Below are 16,128 nucleotides of genomic sequence, written 5' to 3'. Positions count from 1 at the left end.
AATGGAGTGCGACATGGACCCGCTGAGCCCGGACGAAATCGAACGCTACAAGCGCCATATTCTCTTGCCGGAAATCGGCGGTTCCGGGCAGCAGCGTCTGAAGGCCGCGCGGGTGCTGGTAATCGGGGCTGGTGGCCTCGGCGCGCCTGTCCTTCATTATCTTGCTGCAGCCGGTGTTGGCACGCTTGGCCTGATCGATGACGACGTGGTCTCCCTTTCCAATCTCCAGCGGCAGGTGATTCACGATACCGGCACGATCGGTGAGCTGAAAACGGCAAGCGCCCGCGCAGCCATCGCCCGGCTCAACCCGCATGTGCGTACCCTTGTTTTTGAGGAGCGTTTTTCGCAGATCTGGGCGCACACCCATCTGCCATCCTTCGATCTCCTTATCGACGGTTCTGATAATTTCGACACACGTTATGCCGCTGCCGATGCCGCAGAAGCTGCGAAAAGGCCGCTGGTAACGGGCGCTGTCGGCCGTTTCGATGGTTCGGTAACGGTGCTGAAACCCTATGAGGCGGGTGCCGATGGTAATCTGCTGCCGGGGTATCGCGATCTGTTTCCCGAGCCACCGCCGCAGGGGCTTATTCCGAATTGCGCGGAAACGGGCATCGTCGGCGCTTTGACCGGCGTGATCGGCACGATCATGGCCATGGAGGCCATCAAGGTGATCACCGCAGCCGGCGAGCCATTGGTCGGCCGCCTGCTTCTCTATGACGCCCTGTCGGCCCGCTTCGAAACCGTGCGTTACAAGCGCCGCCCTGCTGGAAAAAAACATGACTGAGATCACAAGGATTGGCGAAGAATTCGAGCGCTGGCAGGAGCTGCTTGCGCTTATCATGTTGTCCTTCGCCTATATGGACGGCGTCATCGACCCACCATCGTCCGCTCACCGTTTGACGCTCGAAAATCTCGCGGAGAAGGCGAGGGCGGAGACCGCTTTCGTGGCGCTGGATGGTGATGAGATTGTTGGCTGCCTGTTTTGCCGGCAGGAACCACCGGCCTGCCTTTACGTCGGCAAGCTGTGCGTCTCTCTGAAAGCGCAGGGCAAAGGCATCGGCAAAATGCTTCTGGAACGGGCCGAAGCATTGGCCCGCGAATTGGCGTTACCGGCGCTGCGGCTGGAAACGCGCATCGAGCTTGTCGGCAACCATGCGAAATTCGCCGCCTGGGGTTTCATCAAAACCGCTGAAAACGCCCATCCGGGTTATGACCGCACGACTTCGATTGAAATGACTAAATTCCTCGGCTGAGACGGCTCAATTTTTGATCCGCTTAAAGGCCTGCTTCTCCGTCCCATGTCACGAGCAGACACGGCTTGTCTGAACCGGTTCAGTTCCGCCCCGGCAGCACCCGGTTCGGCGGTCGATGTCCGTCGAAAAGCGTGCGGATGTTGATGATGACCTTGTCACCCATCTCGATCCGGCCCTCAATCGTTGCCGAGCCCATATGGGGAAGCAGCACGACCTTGCCTTCTCTCGCGAGCTTGATGAGCTTGGGATTGATTGCCGGCTCGTTCTCGTAGACATCGAGACCGGCTCCGGCGATCTTTCCGTCGCGCAGGCACTGGATCATTGCCGCCTCATCGATGATATCGCCGCGCGCCGTGTTGACGATGTAGCTTGTCGGCTGCATCAGAGCGAGCCGTCGTGCCGAGATCAGGTGATAGGTCGCAGGTGTGGAGGGGCAATTGACGGAAACAATATCCACCCGCGCCAGCATCTGGTCGAGGCTGTCCCAATAGGTTGCCTCAAGCTCCGCTTCCGTCGCCGGGTTGACGCGTTTGCGGTTGTGATAGTGTATGGAGAGGCCGAAAGCCTTGGCGCGCCGCGCAACTGCCGTACCGATGCGGCCCATGCCGACAATGCCGATGCGTTTGCCGGAAATGCGCCGTCCCAGCATCCAGGTCGGCGACCAGCCCAGCCATTCGTCGGCGCCATTGGCAAGTACGCGCGTGCCTTCGATCAGGCGGCGCGGCACGGCCAGTACCAGCGCCATGGTGATATCGGCGCTGTCTTCGGTCAGCACGTTGGGCGTGTTGGTCACTGTGATGCCCTTTCGGGCGGCCGCGTCCACATCCACATGGTCTATGCCGTTGGAGAAGCTGGCGATCAGCTTCAGTTGCGGCCCTGCTTTCTCGATCATGGCGGCGGTGATGCGGTCCGTGACGGTCGGCACCAGAACGTCGACCCGCTGCATGGCGGCCACAAGCTCTTCCTCGCGGCGCTGCGTATCGTCGATATTCAGTTCGGCATCGAAGAGTTCCCGCATTCTGGTTTCGACGACGTCAGGCAATTTGCGGGTGATATAGACTGTCGGTCTCTTCTTGTGGGTCATCGTTTGCCGCTGCCTTGTTCAGAAGTCATTAACCAGAAAGAGCGATAATTTCTTTCAATCAGGGCGTTTCTACCAGACCCACCGGCGAAGACAAATAAAACTCGCCGAAGCTTGAGGCGTGTGGAAACGAGCCTCCTCGAATTTAATCCGGTTTGCAGAAGGCAGGAAACGGAAATGGGCATGCGCAGTGTGGTTTCTATGGTTTGCATTGCATTGTCTCTGGGCCTCTTTGGTGTGGCGAACGAGGCCATGGCGCAAGGCGCTGCCAAAGGCGCAAGCGGCCTGCCTTTGCCGCGTTTTGTCAGCCTGAAATCCAAGCGCGTCAACATGCGCATCGGACCCAGCACGGATTATGCCGTTTCCTGGATGTATATGAAATCGGGAATGCCGGTTGAAATCATTCAGGAATATGAGAACTGGCGGCGCATCCGCGATGCCGATGGCACGGAAGGCTGGGTTAACCAGGCGCTGCTCTCCGGCGAGCGCACGGCCGTCGCCGCGCCGTGGATGCGCGGCAAGGGCAAGGATGTCTACGTGAACATGCGCCGCGACGCACAGTCGGGCGCCTCCGTCATCGCCCGGCTGGAGCCGGGTGTCGTCTTCAGGATCGGTGAATGCAACGGCGACTGGTGCCGCGCCGAGGCCGGTCAGGCCTCAGGCTGGGTGTCGCAGGGTGAAATCTGGGGTGCTTATCCCGGCGAGGCCTTTAAATAAGGCCGTTTTTCTCGCCCAGCGCCTTGAGCGATGACATCGGACGCGGCCCGACCTGCTGAATGACGGCTGCAGCAGCAAGGCAGCCGAGTTTGCCGCAGTCTTCCAGAGACCGATCCTGCGTGTAACCGAAAAGGAAGCCGGCGGCGAAAAGATCGCCGGCACCCGTTGTGTCGACCACGTCATACACCGGATAGGCTTCTACCTTCACGCGTTCCGTGCCGCGCAGGATAACGGCGCCTTCTTCGCTCATCGTCACCGCTGCGATCTTGCAATCGGCAGCGATTTTCGTCAGCGCCAGCTCGAAATCGTCGGTTTCATAGAGCGAGAGAGCTTCCTGCTTGTTGGCGAAAACGATGTCCACGGTGCCGGAACGCATCAGGTCGAGAAATTCTTCGCGGTATCGGCCTACGCAGAAACTGTCTGAAAGCGTCATGGAGACTTCACGGCCGTTCTCATGCGCAATGCGGGCGCAATCGCGAATGGCATCCTTGGCGCGCGGCGGATCCCACAGGTAACCTTCGAAATAGGTGACCTTCGTGTTCGCCACGACGTCTTCTTCTACATCTTCCGGACCGAGATCGACGCAGGCGCCGAGATAGGTGTTCATAGAGCGCTCACCGTCTTCCGTGACGAAGATCATCGAGCGGGCAGTCGGCGGAAACGTGCCTTCCGGCTTCGTTTCGAAATAGACGCCCTGCGCGCGGATATCGTGCTGGAAGATTTCGCCGAGCTGATCTTCGGCCACCTTGCCGAAATAAGCCGCCCTGCCACCGAAATTCGCCACGCCCGCCGCCGTGTTGCCCGCACTTCCGCCGGAGGCCTCGAGCGCGGGTCCCATCAGCGAATAGAGCAGTTCGGCCCGCTCCGCGTCGATGAGGTTCATCGCGCCCTTGGTGATGGCGTTATCATTGAGGAAGCGATCATCACAACGGGAAATGATGTCGACGATGGCATTGCCGACAGTCAGTACGTCGAATTTCGTCATAGGCCCTATCCGGTTTGCAGGGTGCACATTTTTGAATGGTCTTAAACAATTCTGGCGGCAAGAAAAGCCCAAAGGGAAAATATGCGGTTCTCCACCAGAGACAGAAACGCGTCATGTGCCTGTAATGTGGTTAAGCTATCACTCCGATCAGAGCAAACGGTGCGTGAATACGTACCAGAATAGAAGACATGACGTCTTCTGGCTCACCCGTTATCCCCGTCACGGATGTACTGACGGCGTATAACGGATATGACAAAAGGCGGGGGAAACCCCGCTTTTTCTTTTGGTCCACCTTTGCGGCGACCCTTTTTAAATGCCGCAAGCGGGTTTTCATTAGACGGTGCTCGACAAGCCGACCGCAGCGCCGTTTGATCCAGTGACCGGTTTTGAGGGGCTTTCTGCAAAAATACCTGACGGAGCTACGTCGCGTATTGAATGAAACATCGGGGTGCAGCGTTTTCGCGATTCCATTCCCTTGGAAAAGGCTCTAAAGCGGAGTATCTCCCGCAAAAGCCGCGAAAGCTCTCCCTCCATGTCTGCCGTTGCCGCGAACGTCGCTCCGATTTTCATTCTTATCCTGATCGGCTGGCTAACCGTCAAGGCCGGCTTGTTCAGAGCTGATGCCGGTGAGATTCTCAGCGATTTCGTGTTCAAGATCGCCGTGCCGACGTTGATCTTCCGCACCCTTGCGGAGGCGAATTTTCATGGCGCGTCGCCCTTCCGGCTGTGGCTGACCTATTTCGCCGGCGTGGCCGTAACCTGGACGGTTGGGCATATCGTCACGCGGTACATCTTCAAGCAGGATAGTCGCATCGCCGTCATAGCCGGTATATCCTCGGCCTTTGCCAACAATATCTTCATCGGCCTGCCGCTCGTCGGGCGGTCCATCGGGGATGAGGGGCTGGTCGCCCTCTCCATTCTGCTGGCCATCCATCTGCCGGTCATGATGATTGCCGGTACCATCCTGATGGAGAACGCCACTCATAAGGCGGTGGGCGGCGAAAAGCGCAGCATGGCTTCTGTCTTCAGGCAGGTCGGCCGCAACCTCATCACAAATCCGCTGGTGATCGGACTTTTCATCGGGCTTTCGACCAATGTTTCAGGCGTGACGCTCACGCCCATCCTCAAGACCGTGGTTGACCAGATCGCGTCCATGGCGGGACCGGCAGCGCTCATCTCGCTCGGTATGGCGCTGACGAAATACACCATTCGCGGTAATCTGGGGATTGCCGTCACCATGACGGTTTTCAAACTGCTGCTTCTGCCCGCCTGCGTGTGGGCCATGGGCCATGCTCTCGGCCTCAGCCGGGAATGGACAGCTGCCCTCGTGCTCACCTCGTCGGTGCCGACAGGGGTGAATGCATGGCTGATCGCCAACCGCTTCGGCATCGGCCACAGCGTTGCGGCCTCCACAATCAGCATTTCCACGGCGACCGGTGTTCTTTCCGTGTCGCTGTGGGCATGGCTTTTGAGCTGATGATGCTCGAATTGCTTACTTCTGGGCGCTCAGGATCTTGAAGCGCGCGTTGCGGCATACCTCGGCGCTGGTGCGGAATTCCGCCGCCAGCACCGGCTCATAGGGCATGCCGCGATTGGCGACCATCAGCAGCTTTCCACCGTTGCGAAGCGCGCCGGCAGCCGTCTTGATAAAGGCCTGACCGAGAGCGGGTTCTGCCGCCTGTCCTGCCGCGTGGAAAGGCGGGTTCATGATGATGAGGTCGTATTTTTCTTTCGGCGGCTCGTTTGCAAGGTCCTGCCAGAAGAAGCGCGCCGTGAGTCGCGGATTGTTTTCAAGAAGATTGGTTTTGGCGAATTCGAGCGCGTTCCAGTCCGCTTCGAAAAGATCGATACGCGCCGTGCGCGGCGATTTTTCCGCCAGCATGACCGAGAGATAACCCCAGCCTGCGCCGAAATCGGCGGCGTTGCCGTCGAAGTCGGTCGGCAGGCGCGACGCGAGCAGCTCCGAGCCATCGTCCACGCGGTCATGCGAGAACATGCCGGGCATGGCGGTGAAACGGCCAGCAACCGTAACGGAATGTTGCGCGAGTTTCGACACGGCAGATGCAACGTCTTCCGGCCGTTTGAACCAGAGGGCGACGCCGTGGTACTTCGGCGTCGATTCCGCCTCGATGCCAAGCTTTGCCAGCGTCTTGCGCAGCGTCAGGATGCCGTCTTCCTTCGATCCCGCCGCCACGATCAACCCACCCGCCTTGACGCGAGAGAGCGCTTCAGCGACGCGGTTTTCGTTTTCGCCGCGATGTTTGCCGCAAAGCAGCAACGCCGCATCGTAGTCCTCGCCGGAAATATCCGGCGTGACCTCTGCGTTCTGCGCCTGAAGAGCCCGGTAAAGCGGTCGAAAATTCTGAACCGAGACGATGTCAGCGTTAAAACCGTCTAGCCGCGGGCCGGCTTCCGCTCCCAGAAACAGAACGCGCTCGCCCTCTTTCGGCAAGTCGAGCATCTCTGCGGCAAAGGGATGGAAAAGGGTTTTAACAGCATCACGGCTCATTGGAGCGTCCTCAAGATGGAATAGAAAAAAGGCGCGGGCAAAACCCGCGCCTCGATAGGGTCTGGCGAGGCTGCCTTACTCGGCAGCGGCTTCGCCATCTTCCTTCTTCTTGTCTGCGGCAACTTCCTTGCCGGTTGCCTGGTCGACAACCTTCATGGACAGGCGAACCTTGCCACGCTCGTCGAAGCCCATCAGCTTGACCCAGACCTTGTCGCCTTCCTTGACGACGTCGGAGGTCTTGGCGACACGCTCGGAAGCGAGCTGCGAGATGTGAACGAGGCCGTCGCGGGCGCCGAAGAAGTTGACGAAAGCGCCGAAGTCAGCGGTCTTGACGACCGTACCTTCGTAGATCTGGCCGACTTCCGGTTCTGCAACGATCGAATGGATCCACTTGCGGGCCGCTTCGATTTCCTTGCCGGAAGCAGAAGCGATCTTGACGGTGCCGTCGTCTTCGATGTTGATCTTGGCGCCGGTCTTTTCGACGATTTCGCGGATGACCTTGCCGCCCGAACCGATGACTTCACGGATCTTGTCGACCGGAATGTTCATCACTTCGATGCGCGGTGCGAATTCGCCAAGCTGGCCGCGGCTCTCGGTGATGGCATTCGCCATCTCGCCGAGGATGTGCTTGCGGCCACCCTGTGCCTGCTCCAGAGCGATCTTCATGATCTCTTCGGTGATACCGGCGATCTTGATGTCCATCTGCAGCGAGGTGATGCCGTCGGCAGTACCTGCAACCTTGAAGTCCATATCGCCGAGGTGATCTTCGTCACCCAGGATGTCGGAGAGAACCGCAAAGCGCTCGCCTTCGAGGATAAGGCCCATGGCGATACCGGCAACTGGCTTGGCCAGCGGTACGCCAGCGTCCATCAGTGCAAGCGAGGTGCCGCAAACCGTTGCCATCGACGAAGAGCCGTTGGACTCGGTGATTTCGGATACGACGCGCAGCGTGTAGGGGAACTGTTCCGCAGTCGGCAGCATCGGACGGATAGCGCGCCATGCGAGCTTGCCGTGACCGATTTCGCGACGGCCCGGGGAGCCCATACGGCCCGTTTCACCGACCGAGTAGGGCGGGAAGTTGTAATGCAGAAGGAAACGTTCCTTGTACATGCCGGTCAGGCTGTCGACATACTGTTCGTCTTCGCCGGTGCCGAGCGTCGCAACAACGATCGCCTGGGTTTCACCACGGGTGAACAGCGCCGAGCCGTGCGTACGCGGCAGGATGCCAACTTCCGAAACGATCGGACGAACGGTCGAGAGGTCGCGGCCATCGATGCGGCTCTTGGTGTCGAGAACGTTCCAGCGAACGATCTTCGCCTGAAGGTGCTTGAAGACAGCGCCGATTTCTTCAGGGCTATACTTCGCTTCGCCTTCTTCCGGCAGGAAGTGAGCCTTGACCTTCGCCTTTACGGCGTCGACGGCGGCGTAACGGGCAGCCTTTTCGGTGATCTTGTAGGCGGTGCGCAGTTCGGTTTCGGCAAGGCCGAGCATTTCGTTTTCGAGCGCGGAGAAATCTTCCGGTTCGAACTCGCGCGGTTCCTTGGCGGCAACTTCAGCGAGCTTGATGATCGCGTCGATAACCGGCTGGAAGCCGCGATGGCCGAACATGACGGCGCCGAGCATGACGTCTTCGTTGAGTTCCTTGGCTTCCGACTCCACCATCAGGACGGCGTCCTGCGTGCCGGCAACAACCAGATCCAGAACCGATTCATCCATCTCATCAAGATGCGGGTTCAGAACATATTCGCCGTTGATATAGCCAACGCGCGCGCCGCCGACCGGGCCCATGAAAGGAATGCCAGACAGTGTGAGCGCAGCGGATGCGGCAACCATCGACAGAACGTCGGGGTCATTTTCGAGGTCGTGCTGAATGACCGTTACGACAACCTGCGTGTCGTTCTTGTAGCCTTCAGGAAACAGCGGGCGGATCGGACGGTCGATCAGGCGGGAAACCAGCGTTTCCTTTTCCGACGGACGGCCTTCGCGCTTGAAATAGCCGCCGGGGATCTTGCCGGCTGCGTAGGTCTTTTCCTGGTAGTTCACGGTGAGCGGGAAGAAGTCCTGTCCCGGCTTCGGAGACTTTGCGGAAACCACCGTCGCAAGAACCATCGTCTCGCCGTAGGTTGCGATGACGGCGCCGTCAGCCTGACGGGCAACCTTGCCTGTCTCGAGCTTCAGCGGGCGGCCAGCCCATTCGATTTCCACGGAGTGTTTATTGAACATATCTTGTCCTTGTTTGTGTATGCCCGCCTTGCGAGGGGGCAACGAACGACGCAATCACGGGCAAGACAGCCGGAGGCTTTTCAAGGTGCAAGCATCCGGCAATCCTGCCCCATGACAGGTCTGCGGTTGAAAAGGCTGCACCGGCCCATCCGGGGCTGCCTTATCGTCCGGGGGCCACATCTATGGCGAACGCCCGGAAATTGAAGATGACCTTCAAAAGGCCAGATATAAAAACCGGCGGGTATCGTTGCGAAACCCGCCGGATAAGGTTTTAGCGGCGAATGCCGAGAGCACCGATCAGCTTGCTGTAACGGGCTTCGTCCTTCTTCTTCAGATAGTCGAGAAGCGAACGGCGGCTCGAAACCAGCGTCAGAAGGCCACGACGGGAGTGGTTGTCCTTCTTGTGGTCCTTGAAGTGACCGGTCAGGTTGTTGATCCGCTCGGTCAGAATAGCGACCTGAACTTCCGGAGAACCGGTGTCGCCTTCGTTCGTTGCATATTCCTTGATGAGGGCGGCTTTGCGCTCTGCAGTAATCGACATCGGACGATCCTTTCTATTTTAAGGAAAAATGGGACGCCTAGAGCCGGGATGTCGTCCAGCTCTGGCCATTCGGCAGCATAGGCAAAGCCCAAGCTGGCGCTGCCTATAAACTATTCCGGGTACAATTGAAAGAGGCGATTGACGGCGCCCCTCAAGGCTCGTCTCAACCGAAAACGCGCTTCGGCCGGAATTCACCCTCGCCGATCTCGCCGATGGCAATGAGCTTGCCATGCGCAGTGGCATAGGCCTCCGGGTGATTGGCCGGCGCATCACGCCCGCGCAGCAGGATCGGATTGCCCATCTTCAGCCGGTGTGCCTGATCATCATTGATGATGAGGTGGGGAAGGGATGAAAGCGCTTCCGCCGTGTCGATCAGAAAAGCATCGAGCGCTTCAAGCCGCTCGTCGCGGTCTTCGATGGCTTCGAGCGCCGTCAAGGTTTCGAGCGGTACCATCATGTCCTCGCCGAATGGCGCGACCATGGTACGGCGCAATTGCGAAATATGACCGAAACAACCGAGATCCCGGCCCATGTCGCGCGCAAGCGCCCGCACATAGGTACCCTTGCCGCATTCCACTTCGAAATGAGCGGTGTCAGCGTCGGGGCAGGCGAGCAGCGTCAGACGGTGAATTTCCACCTCGCGCGCGGGAATCTCCACCGTTTCGCCTTCACGCGCCAGATCATAGGCCCGCTCGCCGGCGATCTTGATGGCGGAAAACTGCGGCGGCGTCTGCATGATCACGCCGGTATAATTGGGCAGAATATCGCGGATCGCCTGTTCGTCCGGGCGCTGGTCGGAGGAGTTGACTACCTCGCCTTCCAGATCGTCGGTTGCGCGTTCTTCACCCCAGGTGACGGTAAACTCGTAGATTTTCCGGCCGTCCATGACGTAAGGAACGGTCTTTGTGGCGTCACCGAGGGCAATCGGCAGCATGCCGGACGCCAAGGGGTCGAGCGTTCCGGCGTGACCTGCCTTCTGGGCGTTGAACAGCCATTTGATCTTGGAAACGGCTTCGGTTGAGCCGAAATCGAGCGGCTTGTCGAGAATGAGCCAGCCCGAAATCGGGCGGCCCTTGGGTTTGCGGTTCTGCTGTTTGCGTGGTTTGGACATGCTTCAGTTCTGTTCGTCGTCTTTTTCGTTCGAAGGTCCCAGATCGCGCTGCACCTCCGGTGACCGCAGGAGTGCGTCGATCTTCTGGTAGTTGTCGAAACTCGTATCGTCGCGGAAACGCAGTTCCGGCATGTATTTCATCTGCCGCAGCTGCGGGCCGAGGCGGCCGCGCATGAACTTGGCATGGCGGTTGAGCGCCGTGATGATGTCGGTATGATCCGCAACGCCAAGCGGCGTCACGTAAGCGGTTGCGATCTTGAGATCGGGAGACATGCGCACTTCCGAAATGGAAATGACGGTTCCTTCGATCAGATCGTCGCGGACTTCGCCGCGCTGGAGAATCTGGGTCAGTGCGGCGCGCACCTGTTCGCCAACACGGAGCATGCGTTGCGAAGGGACCGATGATGTAGCTTTTGCCATGGGTAATGCCTCAAACGGAGCGAGCGCCGGTGAAGCCGGCGCCCGACAGAAAAGTCCTGTTTTGCGGCGAGACGCTTAGAGCGTTCTCGTGATGTGTTCGACGCGGAAGCACTCGATGGTGTCGCCGGCGCGAATGTCTTCGTAATTCTCGAAGGCCATACCGCACTCCTGACCAACAGGCACTTCGTTGACTTCGTCCTTGAAGCGCTTGAGGGTCTTGAGCTTGCCTTCGTGGATAACGACGTTGTCGCGCACCAGACGCACACCCGCACCACGTTCCACCTTGCCCTCGACGACGCGGCAACCCGCGACCTTACCGACCTTGGTGATGTTGAACACCTCGAGGATTTCGGCATTGCCGAGGAAGGTCTCGCGACGTTCCGGCGAAAGCAGACCCGACATCGCCGCCTTCACGTCATCCACCAGATCGTAGATGATGTTGTAGTAGCGGATTTCGATACCGGCGCGTTCGGACGCCGTACGTGCCTGTGCGTTGGCGCGAACGTTGAAGCCGATGATCGCGGCGTTCGATGCCTCGGCAAGCGAGATATCCGATTCCGTGATGGCACCAGCACCAGAGTGAACGACACGAGCGCGGACTTCGTCTGTGCCGAGCTTGTCGAGCGAAGCGATAATGGCTTCGACCGAACCTTGCACGTCCGCCTTGATGACCAGCGGGAATTCCTTCAATCCCGAAGTCTGCAACTGGCTCATCATCTGTTCCAGCGAGCCACGCTGACCGGTCTGACGGGCAACAGCCTTGTCGCGAGCCAGACGCTGGCGGTATTCGGAGATCTCGCGAGCACGACCTTCGTTTTCGACAACCGCAAAACGGTCACCGGCCGACGGCGTACCGGAAAGGCCGAGGATTTCGACCGGCATGGCCGGACCGGCTTCCTTCACGTGGTCGCCCTTGTCGTTGACGAGCGCGCGCACACGGCCCCACTGATCGCCGGCAACGATGATCTGGCCGGGCTTCAGTGTACCCTTCTGCACGAGAACGGTCGCGACGGCACCACGTCCACGGTCCAGCTCGGCTTCGATGACCGTGCCTTCCGCAGTGCGGCTTGGATCCGCCTTGAGATCGAGGATTTCTGCCTGAAGCAGGATCGCTTCGAGCAGCTTGTCGAGGTTGAGCTTGTTCTTGGCCGACACTTCGACATCAAGAACTTCACCACCCATCGATTCCACGAACACTTCGTGCTGCAGCAGCTGCTGGCGAACCTTTTCAGGGTTTGCCTCGTGCTTGTCGATCTTGTTGATCGCAACGACGATCGGAACACCGGCCGCCTTCGCATGGTTAATCGACTCGATCGTCTGCGGCATCACGCTGTCGTCGGCTGCAACAACCAGCACGGCGATGTCGGTTGCCTGCGCACCACGGGCACGCATTGCCGTAAAGGCGGCGTGGCCGGGGGTGTCGATGAAGGTGATCTTCTGACCGTTCTTTTCGACCTGATAGGCGCCGATATGCTGGGTGATGCCACCGGCCTCGCCAGCAACGACATTCGCCTGACGGATAGCGTCGAGCAGCGAGGTCTTGCCGTGGTCGACGTGGCCCATGATGGTCACGACCGGCGGACGGGAAACCATCTCGCCTTCATCGTCAGCCTTGTTGAAGAGACCCTCTTCAACGTCGGATTCGGAAACGCGCTTGACCGTATGGCCGAATTCGACCGCGATCAGTTCCGCCAGATCGGCGTCGATCACGTCGCCCGGCTTCAGCATCTGGCCTTCCTTCATCAGGAACTTGATGACGTCAACGGCGCGCTCGGACATACGCTGCGACAGTTCCTGAATGGTGATGGTTTCCGGCAGGATGACTTCGCGCAGAACCTTTTCGCGGGTTTCCTGCATCTGGCTGCGACGGAATTTCTCCTGGCGGCGGCGCATGGATGCCATCGAGCGGCCACGCGGCGTACCATCTTCTTCCAGATTGGCGGCGGTCACGGTCAGCTTGCCACGACGGCGCTCTTCTTCGGTCTTCAGGCGGGCTGCAGGCTTGGCCGGAACCGGAGCCACGACCTTGCCACGAGCCGGAAGGCTGCTGCCACGACGGACTGCGCCGCGATCGTCCTCGTCGTCGCCACCGGTGCGGCGTCCACGGGGAGCGGCGGCATCGGGCGTGGCGGGAGCGGAACGGGGAGCAACAGGCTGGGGACGGGCGTCAGCGCGTGGCGCCGGCGCAGCGGCCGCAGCCGGCTTTTCGCCGGACAGATCGGATTTCGCTTCCGTAACAGGCTGGCTCGCAGCGATCTTTGCCGCAGCAGCCTCTTCGGCAGCGCGGTTTTCGGCTTCGATCTTTTCAGCGGCGATGCGTTGTTCTTCTTCCACCTTGCGGCGGGCTTCGTCTTCGGCGCGCTGCTTGGCTTCGATAACATCGCGAGCCTGCGCTTCTATCAGCGCACGGCGGCGGGCTTCCATCTCGCCTGCGGACAGGTCGTGCAGAACGTTGCCACGCGGACGGTCAGGCTGGCGCTGCTGCGGTGCGGACGAGCCGGGGCGCTGCTGCGAATGGGAAGAACCCGGACGCTGCTGTTGGTTGCTCGGCTGTTGAATGCGTTGCTGTGGGGCCTGCGGACGCGGTGCCGAAGGGGCAGGCGCTGCCGGCTTCGGCGCCGGTGCTGCCGCCACGACAGGCTGAACCGGCTTCTCGTCTTCGGGACGCAGGGGGCGGCGCTTGCGTGTTTCCACGACAACCGCGTTGGTGCGACCTCGACCCATGTCCTGCCGCACGGTGCCCTGATTCATCCCGCCCGGTTTCAGGGTAAGAGTCTTCTTGGCCGGCGCATTGAGTGTCTTGTCGTCGTTGTTGTCGGTCATTCCGTTCCCGTTCCTACGGACGAGAACCGGATGACATCCATCAGGTCTCGTCGTTCAATTGCTGCATCGGAACGCGGCGGCCGTTCATGTTTGGCAACCGCGTCATTGTACTGTCCGGGCAGCGTCGCGTTCCGCCTCAGGCTGACCGCCAAGGCGGTACTGCTTAAGCATCTTTGCGCGCTTCACTACACCCTCACCCGCCTGCCCCGCAAGCGCGCAAGCATGGATAAAAGCATTCTGGCCCATCAACTCGTCCATTTCGGCTTCGCTAAAGAGCCGGAAGGACGGAATTTCATTGCCGGCATCGCTGCCGAGCTCCCAGGCCTTGCGGGCCTGGTCCAGTTTTCGCACGCCGTCTGCTGCGGCATCGGTTGCGTGGAACACGGCAATCGCATTCCCCGAACGGACGGCGGCATCGACTTTCGTCGCGCCGCTGATGAACTGACCCGCCTTGCGCGCCATGTTCATCATTCCGGCAAGCTGCTGCGACATCAGCCGGTCGAGAAGAGCGAGAAGCTCCGGCCCGGCCTTGACGTCGCGTTTGAGTGCCCGTGCGAAGATCTTCTTCGCGATGGCTTTCTCTATCAGGGCGCGCTCCGGCTTTACCCAGCATCCGCGCCCCGGCAATTGGCGTTTCAGGTCCGGAACGACGTTGCCGTCCGGCCCTGCGACGAAGCGGATCAACTCGTCTGGAGATCCGCTCTGCCTTGTCACAATGCACATACGTCCATTGACGTTGCCTTCCAGCCGCCCGTCCTCATCGGTTTCGGGCAGCTCGTCCGGCTCATGCACCTGCGATGTCATTCCTGTTCGGCGGTATCCGCCTCCTCAGTAGCTTCCGCATCGACTTCTTCTTCGGAAGCCAGATCCTCAGCCGTGATCCAGCCTGCCAGAAGACGGGCCTGCACAACCATGTTCTCAGCTTCGACGCGCGATACGTCGAGCTTGGAGAAGATGCCTTCGAACTTCTTCGTCTCGCCGTCCTTGCGTTCGCTCCAGCCGACCAGATCGTCTGCGGCGCAACCGGCAAAGTCCTCGATGGTCTTGATACCGTCTTCACCAAGGGCAACCATCATCTGCGAGGTCAGGCCTTCGATCTGGCGCAGCTCGTCGGCAACGCCGAGTTCCTTGCGCTTGGCGTCCATTTCGGCTTCCAGGCGTTCCAGATATTCGCGGGCGCGGGTCTGGATTTCATCGGCGGTGTCATCGTCGAAGCCGTCGATCGAGGAAATTTCGCCAAGATCGACATAGGCAAGTTCTTCAACCTGCGCGAAGCCTTCGGAAGCCAGAACCTGACCAACCATCTCGTCAACGTCGAGGGCGTCCATGAAGAGTGCCGTGCGCTCGTTGAATTCCTTCTGGCGACGCTCGGATTCTTCCTGCTCGGTCATGATGTCGATATCCCAGCCGGTCAGCTGCGATGCCAGACGCACGTTCTGGCCGCGGCGGCCGATGGCGAGCGAAAGCTGCTCGTCGGGAACCACAACTTCGATGCGTTCGGATTCTTCATCCAGAACGACCTTGGCCACTTCAGCGGGCTGCAGAGCGTTGACGATGAAGGATGCCGGCTCCTGGCTCCACGGAATGATGTCGATCTTTTCGCCCTGCAATTCGCCGACAACGGCCTGAACGCGCGAACCGCGCATACCGACGCAGGCGCCGACCGGATCGATCGACGAGTCGTTCGAAATGACGGCGATCTTGGCGCGCGAACCGGGGTCACGGGCAACCGACTTGATCTGGATGATGCCGTCGTATATTTCAGGAACTTCCATGGTGAACAGCTTCACCATGAACTGCGGATGTGTACGCGACAGGAAAATCTGCGGGCCACGCTGCTCGCGGCGAACGTCGTAGACATAAGCGCGTACACGATCGCCATAACGCATGTTTTCCCGCGGAATCATCTCGTCGCGACGGATGATGCCTTCGCCACGGCCCAGATCGACGATGACATTGCCGTATTCAACGCGCTTGACGGTGCCGTTGACGATTTCGCCGATGCGATCCTTGAACTCGTCATACTGACGGTCGCGTTCTGCTTCGCGCACCTTCTGAACGATGACCTGCTTGGCGGACTGTGCGGCGATACGGCCGAAATCCATCGGCGGCAGCGGATCGGCGATGAAATCGCCGAGCTTGGCGTCCGGGTTGCGGTCGCGGGCAAGTTCGAGCGGAATCTGGGTCGAATAGTCTTCGGCCGTCTCTACCACTTCCAGAAGACGCTGCAGGCGGATTTCGCCGGTCTTGGAGTTGATGTCGGCGCGAATGTTGGTTTCCGAACCATAGCGCGAGCGGGCGGCTTTCTGGATAGCGTCGGCCATTGCGGCAAGCACGATTTCGCGGTCGATGACCTTTTCGCGCGCCACAGCATCGGCGATCTGCAGAAGCTCAAGCCGGTTAGCACTCACTGCCATTTTTTTGTCTCCGTAAGTCGCATAATTGCGGGGATCACCCGTTTTCCG

14 protein-coding genes are annotated in these 16,128 nt (G+C 59.8%); 4 read left to right on the top strand and 10 right to left on the bottom strand.

What is annotated here, in order from left to right; translation table 11 throughout:
- Positions 1 to 13: 13 nt before the first annotated feature.
- Positions 14 to 784, top strand: coding sequence for a molybdopterin-synthase adenylyltransferase MoeB (locus AC5SEO_RS09570; protein WP_003514265.1), 771 nt, complete (start codon positions 14 to 16; stop codon positions 782 to 784).
- The gene (locus AC5SEO_RS09565) at positions 777 to 1,253 is read left to right on the top strand and encodes a GNAT family N-acetyltransferase (protein ID WP_113291287.1); all 477 of its coding nucleotides are present in this window, start codon (positions 777 to 779) and stop codon (positions 1,251 to 1,253) included. Before AC5SEO_RS09570 ends, AC5SEO_RS09565 begins: the two co-directional genes overlap by 8 nt.
- Positions 1,254 to 1,332: 79 nt before the next feature.
- Here the strand turns inward: AC5SEO_RS09565 and AC5SEO_RS09560 are convergent, their stop codons facing one another.
- Positions 1,333 to 2,337 carry a 2-hydroxyacid dehydrogenase gene (locus tag AC5SEO_RS09560; protein ID WP_003514267.1) on the bottom strand — a complete coding sequence of 335 codons (1,005 nt, stop codon included), beginning with the start codon at positions 2,335 to 2,337 and terminating at the stop codon, positions 1,333 to 1,335.
- 180 nt (positions 2,338 to 2,517) lie between these two features.
- On the opposite strand from AC5SEO_RS09560, the gene AC5SEO_RS09555 reads away from it, so the two are divergent.
- The gene (locus AC5SEO_RS09555; protein WP_003514268.1) at positions 2,518 to 3,051 is read left to right on the top strand and encodes an SH3 domain-containing protein; all 534 of its coding nucleotides are present in this window, start codon (positions 2,518 to 2,520) and stop codon (positions 3,049 to 3,051) included.
- Here the strand turns inward: AC5SEO_RS09555 and AC5SEO_RS09550 are convergent.
- Complete coding sequence (locus AC5SEO_RS09550; protein WP_003514270.1) at positions 3,044 to 4,036, bottom strand: adenosine kinase; 993 nt, start codon at positions 4,034 to 4,036, stop codon at positions 3,044 to 3,046. The genes AC5SEO_RS09555 and AC5SEO_RS09550 overlap by 8 nt on opposite strands.
- A gap of 532 nt (positions 4,037 to 4,568) precedes the next feature.
- Here AC5SEO_RS09550 and AC5SEO_RS09545 point away from each other — a divergent pair.
- Positions 4,569 to 5,513 (top strand): AEC family transporter, encoded by a 945-nt coding sequence (locus AC5SEO_RS09545; protein ID WP_013635221.1) that lies wholly within the window; start codon positions 4,569 to 4,571, stop codon positions 5,511 to 5,513.
- Positions 5,514 to 5,528: 15 nt separating this feature from the next.
- Here AC5SEO_RS09545 and AC5SEO_RS09540 read toward each other — a convergent pair whose 3' ends face one another.
- The 8 genes from AC5SEO_RS09540 to nusA form a co-directional block, all read right to left on the bottom strand.
- Positions 5,529 to 6,545: a class I SAM-dependent methyltransferase gene (locus AC5SEO_RS09540; RefSeq protein ID WP_003514275.1), complete on the bottom strand. Its 1,017-nt coding sequence runs from the start codon at positions 6,543 to 6,545 to the stop codon at positions 5,529 to 5,531.
- 75 nt (positions 6,546 to 6,620) lie between these two features.
- Entirely contained in the window at positions 6,621 to 8,768 is a 2,148-nt protein-coding gene (gene pnp / locus AC5SEO_RS09535; protein ID WP_003514278.1) for a polyribonucleotide nucleotidyltransferase, read from the bottom strand.
- 271 nt (positions 8,769 to 9,039) lie between these two features.
- Complete coding sequence (rpsO, locus tag AC5SEO_RS09530) at positions 9,040 to 9,309, bottom strand: 30S ribosomal protein S15 (protein WP_003514294.1); 270 nt, start codon at positions 9,307 to 9,309, stop codon at positions 9,040 to 9,042.
- A 163-nt stretch (positions 9,310 to 9,472) separates the two neighbouring features.
- Positions 9,473 to 10,420 (bottom strand): tRNA pseudouridine(55) synthase TruB, encoded by a 948-nt coding sequence (truB, locus tag AC5SEO_RS09525; RefSeq protein ID WP_003514295.1) that lies wholly within the window; start codon positions 10,418 to 10,420, stop codon positions 9,473 to 9,475.
- A gap of 3 nt (positions 10,421 to 10,423) precedes the next feature.
- A complete protein-coding gene (gene rbfA, locus AC5SEO_RS09520) occupies positions 10,424 to 10,840 on the bottom strand; it encodes a 30S ribosome-binding factor RbfA (RefSeq protein ID WP_065688456.1) in 417 nt (138 codons plus the stop codon).
- Between the two features lie 75 nt (positions 10,841 to 10,915).
- Positions 10,916 to 13,663 (bottom strand): translation initiation factor IF-2, encoded by a 2,748-nt coding sequence (gene infB / locus AC5SEO_RS09515; protein WP_003514296.1) that lies wholly within the window; start codon positions 13,661 to 13,663, stop codon positions 10,916 to 10,918.
- A gap of 102 nt (positions 13,664 to 13,765) precedes the next feature.
- The gene (locus AC5SEO_RS09510) at positions 13,766 to 14,467 is read right to left on the bottom strand and encodes an RNA-binding protein (protein WP_003514297.1); all 702 of its coding nucleotides are present in this window, start codon (positions 14,465 to 14,467) and stop codon (positions 13,766 to 13,768) included.
- The gene (gene nusA / locus AC5SEO_RS09505) at positions 14,464 to 16,080 is read right to left on the bottom strand and encodes a transcription termination factor NusA (RefSeq protein ID WP_003514298.1); all 1,617 of its coding nucleotides are present in this window, start codon (positions 16,078 to 16,080) and stop codon (positions 14,464 to 14,466) included. The genes AC5SEO_RS09510 and nusA overlap by 4 nt, the downstream gene beginning before the upstream one ends.
- Positions 16,081 to 16,128 lie beyond the last annotated feature (48 nt).

The sequence above is a fragment of the Agrobacterium sp. K11 genome, assembly GCF_059429395.1.
This window is presented reverse-complemented; position numbering and strand designations above follow the sequence as displayed.